Origin of the sequence: Streptomyces sp. BK208, from assembly GCF_004364245.1 — a bacterium.
Lineage (GTDB): Bacteria > Actinomycetota > Actinomycetes > Streptomycetales > Streptomycetaceae > Streptomyces.
This window is the reverse complement of the sequence record NZ_SOAV01000012.1, coordinates 104,690-117,224: the sequence shown is the minus strand read 5'-3', so window position 1 is coordinate 117,224 and position 12,535 is coordinate 104,690. Positions and strand designations below refer to the sequence as shown.

The 12,535-nt window shown below is 70.4% G+C and carries 13 protein-coding genes and 1 riboswitch; of the genes, 10 read left to right on the top strand and 3 right to left on the bottom strand.

What is annotated here, in order from left to right; genetic code table 11:
* Positions 1-157: 157 nt before the first annotated feature.
* The 5 genes from rpsB to EV562_RS26905 all read left to right on the top strand — a co-directional run bounded on the left by rpsB (position 158) and on the right by EV562_RS26905 (position 4,888).
* Positions 158-1,081, top strand: coding sequence for a 30S ribosomal protein S2 (rpsB, locus tag EV562_RS26925; RefSeq protein ID WP_133889459.1), 924 nt, complete (start codon positions 158-160; stop codon positions 1,079-1,081).
* 95 nt (positions 1,082-1,176) lie between these two features.
* On the top strand, positions 1,177-2,013 hold the full coding sequence (gene tsf / locus EV562_RS26920; protein ID WP_133889458.1) for a translation elongation factor Ts: 837 nt from the start codon (positions 1,177-1,179) through the stop codon (positions 2,011-2,013).
* Positions 2,014-2,219: 206 nt separating this feature from the next.
* On the top strand, positions 2,220-2,978 hold the full coding sequence (gene pyrH / locus EV562_RS26915; RefSeq protein WP_133889457.1) for a UMP kinase: 759 nt from the start codon (positions 2,220-2,222) through the stop codon (positions 2,976-2,978).
* Between the two features lie 177 nt (positions 2,979-3,155).
* Complete coding sequence (frr, locus tag EV562_RS26910) at positions 3,156-3,713, top strand: ribosome recycling factor (RefSeq protein WP_133889456.1); 558 nt, start codon at positions 3,156-3,158, stop codon at positions 3,711-3,713.
* Positions 3,713-4,888, top strand: a complete 1,176-nt coding sequence (locus EV562_RS26905; RefSeq protein ID WP_133889455.1) for a phosphatidate cytidylyltransferase — start codon at positions 3,713-3,715, stop codon at positions 4,886-4,888. The genes frr and EV562_RS26905 overlap by 1 nt, the downstream gene beginning before the upstream one ends.
* A gap of 433 nt (positions 4,889-5,321) precedes the next feature.
* On the opposite strand, the gene EV562_RS26900 is transcribed toward EV562_RS26905, so the two are convergent.
* The 3 genes from EV562_RS26900 to EV562_RS26890 are packed head-to-tail and all read right to left on the bottom strand — an operon-like array spanning position 5,322 to position 7,283.
* Complete coding sequence (locus EV562_RS26900) at positions 5,322-5,786, bottom strand: arsenate reductase ArsC (protein WP_133889454.1); 465 nt, start codon at positions 5,784-5,786, stop codon at positions 5,322-5,324.
* Positions 5,779-6,879: an ACR3 family arsenite efflux transporter gene (arsB, locus tag EV562_RS26895; RefSeq protein WP_279588514.1), complete on the bottom strand. Its 1,101-nt coding sequence runs from the start codon at positions 6,877-6,879 to the stop codon at positions 5,779-5,781. The genes EV562_RS26900 and arsB overlap by 8 nt, the downstream gene beginning before the upstream one ends.
* Complete coding sequence (locus EV562_RS26890; RefSeq protein WP_133889453.1) at positions 6,876-7,283, bottom strand: metalloregulator ArsR/SmtB family transcription factor; 408 nt, start codon at positions 7,281-7,283, stop codon at positions 6,876-6,878. The genes arsB and EV562_RS26890 overlap by 4 nt, the downstream gene beginning before the upstream one ends.
* A 79-nt stretch (positions 7,284-7,362) precedes the next feature.
* Here EV562_RS26890 and EV562_RS26885 point away from each other — a divergent pair, with 79 nt between their 5' ends.
* From EV562_RS26885 to EV562_RS26865, 5 genes are all read left to right on the top strand, one after another.
* Positions 7,363-7,845 carry an ArsI/CadI family heavy metal resistance metalloenzyme gene (locus EV562_RS26885; protein WP_133889452.1) on the top strand — a complete coding sequence of 161 codons (483 nt, stop codon included), beginning with the start codon at positions 7,363-7,365 and terminating at the stop codon, positions 7,843-7,845.
* 36 nt (positions 7,846-7,881) lie between these two features.
* Positions 7,882-8,172: a hypothetical protein gene (locus EV562_RS26880; RefSeq protein WP_133889451.1), complete on the top strand. Its 291-nt coding sequence runs from the start codon at positions 7,882-7,884 to the stop codon at positions 8,170-8,172.
* Between the two features lie 212 nt (positions 8,173-8,384).
* Entirely contained in the window at positions 8,385-9,491 is a 1,107-nt protein-coding gene (rlmN, locus tag EV562_RS26875) for a 23S rRNA (adenine(2503)-C(2))-methyltransferase RlmN (protein WP_133889450.1), read from the top strand.
* Positions 9,492-9,529: 38 nt separating this feature from the next.
* Positions 9,530-9,635: riboswitch (TPP riboswitch) on the top strand.
* 78 nt (positions 9,636-9,713) lie between these two features.
* A complete protein-coding gene (locus EV562_RS26870; RefSeq protein ID WP_166662009.1) occupies positions 9,714-10,841 on the top strand; it encodes a thiamine ABC transporter substrate-binding protein in 1,128 nt (375 codons plus the stop codon).
* 92 nt (positions 10,842-10,933) lie between these two features.
* On the top strand, positions 10,934-12,535 hold the full coding sequence (locus EV562_RS26865; RefSeq protein WP_133889449.1) for an iron ABC transporter permease: 1,602 nt from the start codon (positions 10,934-10,936) through the stop codon (positions 12,533-12,535).

Genomic DNA, 12,535 nt, shown 5'->3' with positions numbered 1-12,535 from the left:
ATCCGGGTCACCGGGTCGACTTCGCACGCCCCGACACGAGGCCCTTACCGGTCCGTGTCAGCGCCCCTCGGTCCCTTGCGGCAGGCGCATCCGGGCGTCAGGCGCGGGAGCCGTCCGGCTCGCGCGGCACAACCGAGAAAATCAAGGAGATACGGCCATGGCCGTCGTCACGATGCGGGAGCTGCTGGAAAGCGGCGTCCACTTCGGTCACCAGACCCGCCGTTGGAACCCGAAGATGAAGCGCTTCATCTTCACGGAGCGCAACGGCATCTACATCATCGACCTGCTCCAGTCGCTGTCGTACATCGACCGCGCCTACGAGTTCGTCAAGGAGACCGTCGCCCACGGCGGCACGGTCATGTTCGTCGGCACGAAGAAGCAGGCGCAGGAGGCCATCGCCGAGCAGGCCACCCGCGTCGGCATGCCCTACGTCAACCAGCGCTGGCTGGGCGGCATGCTCACCAACTTCTCGACCGTCTACAAGCGCCTGCAGCGCCTGAAGGAGCTCGAGCAGATCGACTTCGAGGACGTGGCCGCCTCCGGCCTCACCAAGAAGGAGCTGCTGGTCCTCTCCCGCGAGAAGGCCAAGCTGGAGAAGACCCTCGGCGGTATCCGCGAGATGTCCAAGGTGCCCAGCGCCGTCTGGATCGTGGACACCAAGAAGGAGCACATCGCGGTCGGCGAGGCCCGGAAGCTCAACATCCCGGTCGTCGCCATCCTCGACACCAACTGCGACCCCGACGAGGTCGACTACAAGATCCCGGGCAACGACGACGCGATCCGCTCCGTCACCCTGCTCACCCGCGTGATCGCCGACGCCGTCGCCGAGGGCCTCATCGCCCGCTCCGGTGCCGCCGGTGGCGCCAAGGGCGAGAAGGCCGCCGGCGAGCCGCTCGCCGAGTGGGAGCGCGACCTGCTCGAGGGCGAGAAGGCCGAGAAGAAGGACGACGCCGAGACCGCCGAGAAGCCCGCCGAGGCTCCGGCTGCCGAGGCCCCTGCCGCCGAGGAGCCCGCCGCCGAGGAGGCCGCCGCCGAGGCTCCGGCCACCGAGGCTCCGGCCGCGGACGCCGAGCAGGCCTGACCCCTCACCACCTTCGGGTGCCGGACGGCGGGGGCCCACGAAGCCCCCGCCGTCCGGCCCGTAGATCTTCAGACTTCGAGAGAGATTCCGGAATCATGGCGAACTACACCGCCGCCGACGTCAAGAAGCTCCGCGAGCTCACCGGCGCCGGCATGATGGACTGCAAGAAGGCGCTGGACGAGGCCGAGGGCAGCGTTGAGAAGGCCGTCGAGGCGCTCCGCATCAAGGGTCAGAAGGGCGTCGCCAAGCGCGAGGGCCGCTCTGCCGAGAACGGCGCCGTCGTCTCGATCATCGCCGACGACAACACCTCGGGTGTCCTCGTCGAGCTGAAGTGCGAGACGGACTTCGTCGCCAAGGGCGAGAAGTTCCAGACCGTCGCCAAGACCATCGCCGAGCACGTCGCCAAGGTCGCCCCGGCCGACCTGGAGGCCCTGCTCGCCTCGGAGATCGAGGCCGGCAAGACCGTCCAGGCGTACGTGGACGAGGCCAACGCCAACCTCGGCGAGAAGATCGTCCTGGACCGCTTCGCGCAGTTCTCCGGCGGCTTCGTGACCGCGTACATGCACCGCACGATGCCCGACCTGCCCCCGCAGATCGGTGTCCTCGTCGAGCTGGACAAGCCGAACGCCGAGATCGCCAAGGGCGTCGCCCAGCACATCGCCGCCTTCGCGCCGAAGTACCTCTCCAAGGAGGACGTGCCGGCCGACGTCGTCGAGTCCGAGCGCCGCGTCGCCGAGGAGACCACCCGCGCCGAGGGCAAGCCCGAGGCCGCCCTGCCGAAGATCGTCGAGGGTCGCCTCAACGGCTTCTTCAAGGACGCCACCCTGCTCGGCCAGCCCTACGCCCTGGACAACAAGAAGTCCGTCCAGAAGGTGCTGGAAGAGGCCGGTGTCAGCCTGAAGCGCTTCTCGCGCATCAAGGTCGGCATCTGAGTCCGTACCGCGACGGACGTGCGACCCCGGTAGGGTCGACAGCAGTCGTCGGCGCCGTTCGCGTATGCCGTTGCGTACACGCGCGTGGCGGCGGACGACAGCAGATCTGACGAGGAGGCCATTGCCGCGTATGGGATGCGAAACACGCCCCCACCGGCAGTGGCCTTCTTCGTGTGTGTGACCCACGTAAAAGAGGCGAGATCTCCATGACCACCAAGGCCGAGAAGAGCGACGACGGCAAAGTACGCGGCCGCTTCATGCTGAAGCTGTCCGGAGAGGCCTTCTCCGGCGGTGGGGGCCTGGGCGTCGACCCCGACGTGGTGCACGCCATCGCCCGTGAGATCGCGGCCGTCGTCCGGGACGGCGCCGAGATCGCGATCGTCATCGGCGGCGGCAACTTCTTCCGCGGCGCCGAGCTGCAGATGCGCGGCATGGACCGGGCCCGCTCCGACTACATGGGCATGCTCGGCACCGTGATGAACTGCCTGGCCCTCCAGGACTTCCTGGAGAAGGAGGGCGTCGACTGCCGCGTGCAGACCGCCATCACCATGGGCCAGGTGGCCGAGCCGTACATCCCGCTGCGCGCCGTGCGCCACCTGGAGAAGGGGCGCGTGGTCATCTTCGGCGCCGGGATGGGCATGCCCTACTTCTCCACCGACACCACCGCCGCCCAGCGTGCCCTCGAGATCGACGCCGAGGCCCTGCTCATGGGCAAGAACGGCGTGGACGGTGTCTACGACTCCGACCCCAAGACCAACCCGGACGCGGTGAAGTTCGACGCGCTCGGCTACGGCGAGGTCATCACCCGCGAGCTGAAGGTCGCCGACGCCACGGCCGTCACCCTCTGCCGCGACAACAGCCTCCCGATCGTGGTGTTCGAGCTGCTGAAGGAGGGCAATATCGCCCGCGCCGTCAAGGGTGAGAAGATCGGCACGCTCGTGGGGGACCAGGGCAGCCGGGACTGACCGGAGAACACCCCCGTCCGCGGACGCCCCCTGTCCGGGGGACGGACGGGACGGGACCGGGCCGGGGGATGGACAATGTCCCACCGGTCGGGAACCGTGCAGGAAGAACGCGACGCAGCCGGCCGCCGTCCCCAGGGAACCGCAGCCGGGCCTACTCAAGACACGCAGGAGCAAGTGGTGATCGAAGAGACCCTCCTCGAGGCCGAGGAGAAGATGGAGAAGGCCGTCGTGGTCGCCAAGGAGGACTTCGCCGCGATCCGCACCGGCCGTGCGCACCCGGCGATGTTCAACAAGATCGTGGCCGACTACTACGGCGCGCTGACGCCGATCAACCAGCTGGCCTCGTTCTCCGTGCCCGAGCCGCGCATGGCCGTCGTGACGCCCTTCGACAAGAGCGCCCTGCGCAACATCGAGCAGGCGATCCGCGACTCCGACCTGGGCGTCAACCCGAGCAACGACGGCAACATCATCCGGGTGACGTTCCCCGAGCTCACCGAGGAGCGTCGCCGCGAGTACATCAAGGTCGCCAAGGCCAAGGGCGAGGACGCCAAGGTCTCGATCCGCTCCGTGCGCCGCAAGGCCAAGGACGGCATCGACAAGATGGTCAAGGACGGCGACGTCGGCGAGGACGAGGGCCGCCGTGCGGAGAAGGAGCTCGACGACACCACCGCCAAGTACGTCGCACAGGTGGACGAGCTCCTGAAGCACAAGGAAGCGGAGCTGCTCGAGGTCTGATGAACGACTCTTCCTGGGGAGCGCCGCCACAAGCCGGGTACTGGGGGCCGTCCGACCGGGGACCCGCCCAGGGCGCCGACCCGGCGGGTCCCGCGTACGATGCGCACTACGCGCAGCAGACTCGCCCCATGCCCATCGTGCCCGACGTACCCGAACACGGCGGTGACCAGGACGACGACCAGGGGACCGCTCGGCTGAGCGGTCCCTTGTTCCGGGACGAGCCGTTCCACGCCCAGCCCGCTCGCGACGAGCCGTACCGCGACCAGCCCCCGCCGGCGCAGCCGTATGCGGTGGTGCCGCAGAATCCGGAGCCCATGCCCGACGCCCCGCAGCCGGCGCACTCCCCGCCGCCGCAGAAGAAGAGCGCGGGGCGCGACCTGGGGTCCGCGATAGGAGTCGGCGTCGGCCTCGGCGTGGTGATCATCGCGTCGCTGTTCGTGGTGAAGGCCGTCTTCGTCGGTGTGGTCGTGGTCGCTGTCGTGGTGGGCCTGTGGGAGCTGACCAAGCGGCTGGAGGAGCGCAAGGGGATCAAGGCGCCCCTCGTGCCGCTCGCCGTCGGCGGTGCGGCGATGGTGGTCGCCGGCTACGCCCGGGGCGCCGAGGGGGCGTGGGTCGCCATGGCGCTCACGGCGCTCGCGGTCCTGGTCTGGCGGATGACGGAGCCCCCCGAGGGTTATCTGAGGGACGTCACGGCCGGCCTCTTCGCCGCGTTCTACGTACCGTTCCTGGCCACGTTCGTCACCATGATGCTGATGGCGGACGACGGTGCCTGGCGGGTCCTGGTCTTCCTGATACTGACGGTGGTCAGCGACACCGGGGCGTACGCCGTCGGCTGGCGTTTCGGCAGGAAGAAGCTCGCCCCCCGCATCAGCCCCGGCAAGACCCGCGAGGGCCTGCTGGGCGCGGTGGGGTTCGCGATGGCGGCGGGCGCGCTGTGCACGCAGTTCCTGATCGACGACGGCACCTGGTGGCAGGGTCTGCTGCTCGGCCTCGCCGTCGCCGTCAGCGCCACCCTGGGCGACCTCGGCGAGTCCATGATCAAGCGCGACCTCGGCATCAAGGACATGGGCACCCTCCTGCCGGGCCACGGCGGCATCATGGACCGGCTGGACTCCCTGCTGCCGACGGCGCCGGTGGTGTGGCTGCTGCTGGTGATCTTCGTCGGATCCGGCTGACGCCGGGCCGGCCGCCGCCGGCGTACCGGCGCCCCCGCCCCTTCCGCATCCGCGGCCGCACGACTCGTGGCCGCCCCCGCGGGAGGGGCGCGGTGCGTTCCGGGGCGGCCCGCCCGTCCCTACGGGCCCCACGGCCGCAGCCGTCCCACCCGCGCCGGTGTGAAGGCACGGCTCACCAGGGAAAGCAGCCGCGTGTGGTCGGGAGGGTCGGAGAAGGACGAGGCTGGAGTGGACGAATGCGTACAGGTGCCGGGTGTCACGGGTGTGCTCGGCGGCGCCCGGCGTGATCACCGACGAGAACGAGGCGTCGCGCAGGATCCGCTCCACGTCCTCGTACCGCGTGACGATCCATGCGCCGACCCCGCTCGTCGTAGTGGACGGCGTTGGTCTCACGCAGCCGCGCGTAGCGGGCGTACGGGCCGTTCCGTCCTGCTCAGGGGCGGCGCTGACGGTCGGCGCTCGGATCCGCCGGTCCGGCCGACGACGCCCCGGAGAGGTTCGCCTCGTCGACCAGGTCGCGGACGCGTTTCTCGATCGCGTCGCGGATCGGGCGGACGGCTTCGACCCCTTGCCCGGCCGGGTCGGGGAGGTCCCAGTCGAGGTACCGCTTCCCGGGAAAGACGGGGCAGGTGTCGCCGCAGCCCATCGTGATCACGACGTCGGACGCCTGGACCGCGTCGGTCGTGAGCACCTTGGGCACCTCGGCGGCGATGTCGATGCCCACCTCCGCCATGGCCTCGACGACGGCCGGGTTGACGGTGTCGGCGGGAGCGGAGCCGGCGGAGCGGACCTGGACGCGGTCCCCCGCGAGGTGGGTGAGGAAGGCGGCGGCCATCTGCGAGCGTCCGGCGTTGTGGACGCAGACGAACAGGACGGACGGGGCGGCGGTGTCAGGCATGGGCGGCGTCTTCCTGGGGCGCGGGGGCGGTGGCCGGGGTGGCGAAGCAGCGGCGCGCGTGCAGGGCGACGTACACGAGGCCGATCAGTACGGGCACTTCGATGAGGGGGCCGACGACGCCGGCGAGGGCCTGCCCGGAGGAGGCGCCGAAGGTGGCGATGGCGACCGCGATGGCCAGTTCGAAGTTGTTGCCCGCAGCCGTGAAGGCCAGCGTCGTCGCACGCGGGTGGTCCAGGCCGACGGCGCGTCCCAGGAGCATTGATCCGGCCCACATGATCGCGAAGTAGGCCAGAAGCGGCAGGGCGATGCGGGCGACGTCCAGGGGCTGCGAGGTGATGGCGTCGCCTTGCAGCGCGAAGAGGATGACGATCGTGAAGAGCAGCCCGTACAGGGCGAAGGGGCCGATGCGCGGGATGAGCGTGGCTTCGTACCAGGTGCGGCCCTTGGTTCGCTCGCCGATGCGCCGGGTGAGGTAGCCGGCCGCGAGCGGGATGCCGAGGAAGACGAGCACGCTGCGGGTGATCTCCCACACGGAGACGTCCAGGCCGGTCTGTTCCAGGCCGAGCCACCCGGGCAGGGCGGAGAGGTAGAACCAGCCGAGTGCCGAGAACGCGATGACCTGGAAGACGGAGTTCAGGGCGACGAGGACGGCTGCGGCTTCGCGGTGGCCGCAGGCGAGGTCGTTCCAGATGACGACCATGGCGATGCAGCGGGCCAGGCCGACGATGATCAGCCCGGTGCGGTAGGCGGGCAGGTCCGGCAGGAGCAGCCAGGCCAGGGCGAACATGAGCGCCGGGCCGATGATCCAGTTGAGCAGCAGGGACGGCAGCAGGAGACGGCGGTCGCGTGTGACGGTGTCGAGGCGGTCGTAGCGGACCTTGGCCAGCACCGGATACATCATCACGAGAAGTCCCAGGGCGATCGGCAGGGACACCCCCGTCACGGTCACCTCGGCCAGTGCATCACCCAGGCCCGGGACCAGGCGGCCCAGGCCCAGTCCGGCGGCCATGGCGGCCAGGATCCAGACGGCGAGGAAGCGGTCCAGGAAGGAAAGGCGCCCCGCCACGCCCCGCTCAGGTGCGGCAGTGCTCACGAAGCGGCCCCGGCCGACGCGGTGCGATCGGGCAGAGGCTCCCCCATGGGGCGGGACAGGATGCCCGCCAGCCGGTCGGTCGTCTCCGGGACCAGCCAGTAGTAGACCCACGTGCCGCGCCGTTCGCAGTCGATGAGTCCGGCCTGCCGCAGCAGCTTCAGGTGGTGCGAGATCGTCGGCTGGGACAGGTCGAAGGCCGGGGTCAGATCACAGACGCACACCTCACCGCCCGCCCGGGAGGCGATGATCGACAGCAGGCGCAGCCGCACCGGGTCACCCAGTGCCTTGAACACCTTCGCCAGGTCCACGGCCTGGTCCTCGTCCAAGGGAGCGGTCAGCAGCCCGGGGCAGCAGGACCCCGGCTCGTCGGTCCCGCCGAGCATCACGACGTCTTGATTCGACATGCCTCTATGTTGACATCCCTCGATGCAACGCGCAATCTTGCATCGAAGGACATCGAAACAAACCGATGGGAGCCCTGCCATGTCCCGCGCTCAGCTCGCCCTGCGTGTCAGCGACCTGGAAGCGTCGATCACCTTCTACTCGAAGCTGTTCGGCACCGACCCGGCCAAGCGGCGCGAGGGCTACGCCAACTTCGCCATCGCCGAACCCCCGCTCAAGCTCGTCCTGATCGAGGGCGAGCCAGGCGAGGAGACCCGGCTGGACCACCTCGGCGTGGAGGTCGAGTCCACCGACCGGGTCACCGCGGCCGCCACCCGCCTCAAGGACGCCGGCCTGGCCACCTTCGAGGAGAACGACACCTCCTGCTGCTACGCCCGCCAGGACAAGGTGTGGGTGCACGGCCCCGGGAAGGAGCCCTGGGAGGTCTACGTCGTGAAGGCCGACGCCGACACCCTCGGCAAGAGCGCCGCCCCCGACGCCGCCCCCGGCGCCGGCGGTGACGGCTGCTGCACCGGTCGGACCGCCGGGGAGGCCCCGGAGGCCGCGGGCTGTGCCTGCGGCTAGGCGTGCGGGGAGCGGGTGAGGGACCCGGTCGCGGCCATGACCGGGTCCCACTCGCGGGCGCCGCAGGTCACGCGATCGGAACTGCCGAACCAGCCGGAAGCAGGATCAAGCGCCCCCTCATCCGGGGCGGTCGACGAGTCGGCGTTCACCGGCATGTTCGCCGGACACGTGGGAGTGGCGGCCTGGGAGCTGTGGGTGGCCTGTGGTCACCGGGGCGGGAGTCCGGCGTACCGGGCCGGTTTCGCTCAGAGACTCAGGGAATCGGTGAACGCGATGGCCGTGATGCGCGAGGCCCTGCCGACCTGGGTCACCTGGCTGAAGGCGTAAGCGGAGAACACTGCGATCGTCGGCATGCTTGTGCCCGGGCTGTCTCTTGGAGGGCGCGGACAGGGGGTGACTCCCCTCTCGAACGCGACCGCACCTGGGCCGTCCCCGGGCCGCCGGAGGACGACGGGCGCCGACAGCCGGCACGCACGGGTGACCACCCCCACCCCGCACCGGCCCGGGCCCCGGAGTCGATCTGCGACACTGGTACAGCCATGCCTAAGCCCGGAGAACTCACATTCGTCGCGCCGCGCGGAGCCAAGAAGCCGCCGCGGCACCTTGCCGATCTCACGCCTGCCGAGCGCAAGGAGGCTGTCGCCGCGATCGGTGAGAAGCCGTTCCGTGCGAAGCAGCTCTCGCAGCACTACTTCGCGCGGTACGCGCACGACCCCGAGCAGTGGACCGACATCCCCGCCGGTGCGCGGGAGGGGCTCAGGGAAGCGCTGCTGCCCGAGCTGATGACGGTCGTGCGGCACCTGTCCACCGACCAGGGGACCACCCGCAAGACGCTGTGGAAGCTGTTCGACGGGACGCTGGTCGAGTCCGTCCTCATGCGCTACCCGGACCGGGTGACCATGTGCATCAGCTCCCAGGCCGGCTGCGGCATGAACTGCCCGTTCTGCGCCACCGGCCAGGCCGGCCTGGACCGGAACCTGTCGACCGCCGAGATCGTGCACCAGATCGTGGACGGCATGCGGGCCCTCAGGGACGGCGAGGTCCCCGGCGGTCCCGCGCGGCTCAGCAACATCGTGTTCATGGGCATGGGCGAGCCCCTCGCCAACTACAACCGGGTCGTGGGCGCCATCCGCCGGCTCACCGACCCCGAGCCGGACGGGCTGGGACTCTCCCAGCGCGGGATCACCGTCTCCACGGTCGGTCTCGTCCCCGCCATCCACCGCTTCACCGGCGAGGGCTTCAAGTGCCGCCTCGCCATCTCCCTGCACGCCCCCGACGACGAGCTGCGCGACACCCTCGTGCCCGTCAACACGCGGTGGAAGGTGCGCGAGGTGCTGGACGCCGGGTTCGAGTACGCGGCGAAGTCCGGGCGCCGGCTGTCCATCGAGTACGCGCTGATCCGCGACATCAACGACCAGGCATGGCGCGGTGACCGTCTCGGGCGGCTGCTCAAGGGCAGGCCCGTGCACGTGAACCTGATCCCGCTCAACCCCACGCCGGGCTCCAAGTGGACCGCATCGCGGCCCGAGGACGAGAAGGCGTTCGTGGAGGCGATCGCCGCGCACGGTGTGCCGGTGACCATCCGGGACACCCGTGGGCAGGAGATCGACGGGGCGTGTGGTCAGCTGGCCGCGAGCGAGCGGTAACCTGACCGGCGGAAGTACGTCAGCACAGTCACATCTTCATATTCCGACAGGGGAGCGCCACAGCGCTGAGAGTGCGGCACCGGCCGCAGACCCTCCGAACCTGGCCCAGGTCATTCTGGGTAGGGAGATCGGTCACCACTCGAGCTGTTGCGCCCTGCCCGGGACCCTCGCGAGAGGCCCGGGCGGGGCCGCGTCTTCTCCTGGTCACCCAGGAGGAATCCAGTGAGCATCACCAAGAAGGTCAGTGTCCTGGCCGTCGGACTCGGCATGGTCGGCACGCTGGCCGCCTGCGGATCGTCGTCCGGCGACGCCGGCGGCAGCGGCTCCGGCGACTCCAAGACCGTGACCCTGGTCAGCCACGACTCGTGGGCCGCGTCCAAGGACGTCATCGCCGCCTTCGAGAAGAGCTCCGGCTACAAGGTCAAGGTCCTGGAGGACGGCGACGCCGGGCAGGCCGTGAACAAGGCCATCCTGACCAAGGACAACCCGCAGGGCGACGTCTTCTTCGGCGTCGACAACACCCTGCTGTCCCGCGCCCTCGACAACGGCCTGTTCCAGCCGTACGAGGCCAAGGGCCTGGACCGGGTGCCCGCCGGGTACCAGGCGGACCGGGAGGAGCACCGGGTCACTCCGATCGACACCGGCGACATCTGCGTCAACTACGACAAGGCGTACTTCGACCGGCACGGCCTGACCCCGCCGAAGTCCTTCGACGACCTGGTCGAGCCCGAGTACAAAAACCTGCTCGTCACCGAGAACGCCGGCACGTCCTCGCCCGGCCTGGGCTTCCTGCTCGGCACCGCCGCCAAGTACGGCGATGGGGGCACCTCCCGCTCGAACGGAGCCGAGAGTGGGGGAGGGTGGGAGGGCTACTGGAAGAAGCTCAAGGCGAACGGGGTCAAGGTCGTCGACGGCTGGGAGCAGGCGTACAACGAGGAGTTCTCCGGCTCGGCCGGCGGCAAGAAGGCCAAGGGCGACCGCCCCCTCGTCGTCTCCTACGCCTCTTCCCCGCCCGTCGAGGTCGTCTACGCCGACCCGCAGCCAGCCACCGCTCCGACGGGTGTCGCCGACGGCACCTGCTTCCGCCAGACCGAGTACGCCGGCCTGCTCAGCAACGCCGGGAACCCCGAGGGCGGCAAGGCACTCCTCGACTTCCTGCTGAGCAAGGACTTCCAGGAGGACATGCCGCTGAACATGTTCGTCCACCCGGTGCGGGAGGGCGCGCGGGTCCCCGAGGTGTTCACGAAGTTCGGGTCGCAGGCGAAGGACCCGCAGACCCTGGACCCGGCGAAGATCGCCGACAACCGTGACCAGTGGGTCAAGTCGTGGACCTCGCTCGTACTGAAGTGAGCCACGAAAGGACGCGGGCGGTGAAGCAGGCGGTAGGAGGGCCGGTGAGGCCGGCGCGGACCGCGCGCGGCGGCGCGGCTCGGCTCGGCCTCATGGCCGTGCCCGTCGCGTTCTTCGCGGTGTTCTTCGCCTATCCCGTCGCCGCGATCGTCGCCCGCGGACTGAAGACCGACGGGGTCTGGCGGCTCGGGCGGATCGGGGAGGTGCTCGCGCAGTCCGACGTGCGGCACGTCCTGTGGTTCACCGGCTGGCAGGCGCTCGCGTCCACCGCGCTCACCCTGCTGGTCGCGCTGCCCGGCGCGTACGTCTTCGCCCGCTTCGACTTCCCCGGCAAGCAGCTGCTGCGGGCCGTGGTGACCGTGCCGTTCGTGCTGCCCACGGTCGTGGTCGGTACGGCGTTCCTGGCCCTGGTCGGGCGCGGCGGGCTGCTGGACGAGCTGTGGGGCGTACGCCTGGACACCACGGTGTGGGCGATCCTGCTCGCGCACGTCTTCTTCAACTACGCCGTCGTCGTCCGCACCGTCGGCGGCCTGTGGGCGCAGCTCGACCCGCGGCAGGAGGAGGCGGCGCGGATGCTCGGCGCCTCCCGGCTTCGGGCCTGGCGGCAGGTCACGTTGCCCGCGCTGGCGCCCGCCGTGGCCGCCGCCGCGCTGATGGTCTTCCTGTTCACCTTCACCTCCTTCGGCGTCGTCCAGATCCTCGGCGGGCCCACCTTCTCCACCCTGGAGGTGGAGATCTACCGCCAGACCTCGCAGCTCTTCGACCTGTCCACGGCCGCCGTGCTGACGATGGTCCAGTTCGCGGCCGTCGCCGCGATCCTCGCCGTGCACGCCTGGACCGTACGGCGGCGGGAGACGGCTCTGCGGCTGGTGGACGCGTCCACCACCGCGCGCCGGCCGCGCGGAGCCGGGCAGTGGGCGCTGCTCGCCGGGGTCCTCGGCATCGTGCTCGTGCTGCTGGTGCTGCCACTGGCGGTGCTCGTGCAGCGGTCGCTGGGCGCGTCCGGCTTCGGCTACTACCGGGCGCTGGCCGACGAGGACGGCGGTGCCTTCCTCGTCCCGCCGATCGAGGCGATCGGCAACTCGCTCCAGTACGCCGTCGCCGCCACCGCCATCGCCGTGGTGATCGGCGCGCTGGCCGCGACCGCGCTCACCCGGCGCGACGCGGGCCGTTTCGTGCGCGGCTTCGACGCGCTGCTGATGCTGCCGCTCGGGGTGTCGGCCGTGACGGTCGGCTTCGGATTCCTGATCGCGCTGGACGAACCCCCGCTGGACCTTAGGTCCTCCTGGATCCTGGTGCCGCTCGCGCAGGCGCTGGTGGGCGTCCCCTTCGTCGTACGGACCGTGCTGCCGGTGCTGCGGGCCGTGGACGGGCGGCTGCGGGAGGCGGCGGCGGTGCTGGGCGCGTCGCCGTGGCGGGTGTGGCGCGAGGTGGACCTGCCCATGGTGCGGAGGGCGCTGCTGGTCGCGGCCGGGTTCGCCTTCGCGGTGTCGCTGGGGGAGTTCGGGGCGACCGTGTTCATCGCGCGGCCGGACAACCCCACCCTGCCGGTGGCCGTGGCGCGGCTGCTCGGCCGGCCCGGGGACATGAACTACGGCCAGGCGATGGCCCTTTCGACGATTCTGATGCTGGTGTGCGCCGTGGCCCTGGTGGTGCTGGAGCGACTGCGGACCGACCGGAGCGGGGAGTTCTGA

Excerpts from the sequence above, each read along its gene's own strand:
- rpsB (WP_133889459.1), top strand. The coding sequence starts at position 158 with ATGGCCGTCGTCACGATGCGGGAGCTGCTGGAAAGCGGCGTCCACTTC.
- tsf (WP_133889458.1), top strand. The coding sequence starts at position 1,177 with ATGGCGAACTACACCGCCGCCGACGTCAAGAAGCTCCGCGAGCTCACC.
- pyrH (WP_133889457.1), top strand. The coding sequence starts at position 2,220 with ATGACCACCAAGGCCGAGAAGAGCGACGACGGCAAAGTACGCGGCCGC.
- EV562_RS26905 (WP_133889455.1), top strand. The coding sequence starts at position 3,713 with ATGAACGACTCTTCCTGGGGAGCGCCGCCACAAGCCGGGTACTGGGGG.
- EV562_RS26900 (WP_133889454.1), bottom strand. The coding sequence starts at position 5,786 with ATGCCTGACACCGCCGCCCCGTCCGTCCTGTTCGTCTGCGTCCACAAC.
- EV562_RS26890 (WP_133889453.1), bottom strand. The coding sequence starts at position 7,283 with ATGTCGAATCAAGACGTCGTGATGCTCGGCGGGACCGACGAGCCGGGG.
- EV562_RS26885 (WP_133889452.1), top strand. The coding sequence starts at position 7,363 with ATGTCCCGCGCTCAGCTCGCCCTGCGTGTCAGCGACCTGGAAGCGTCG.
- EV562_RS26880 (WP_133889451.1), top strand. The coding sequence starts at position 7,882 with ATGACCGGGTCCCACTCGCGGGCGCCGCAGGTCACGCGATCGGAACTG.
- rlmN (WP_133889450.1), top strand. The coding sequence starts at position 8,385 with ATGCCTAAGCCCGGAGAACTCACATTCGTCGCGCCGCGCGGAGCCAAG.
- EV562_RS26865 (WP_133889449.1), top strand. The coding sequence starts at position 10,934 with ATGGCCGTGCCCGTCGCGTTCTTCGCGGTGTTCTTCGCCTATCCCGTC.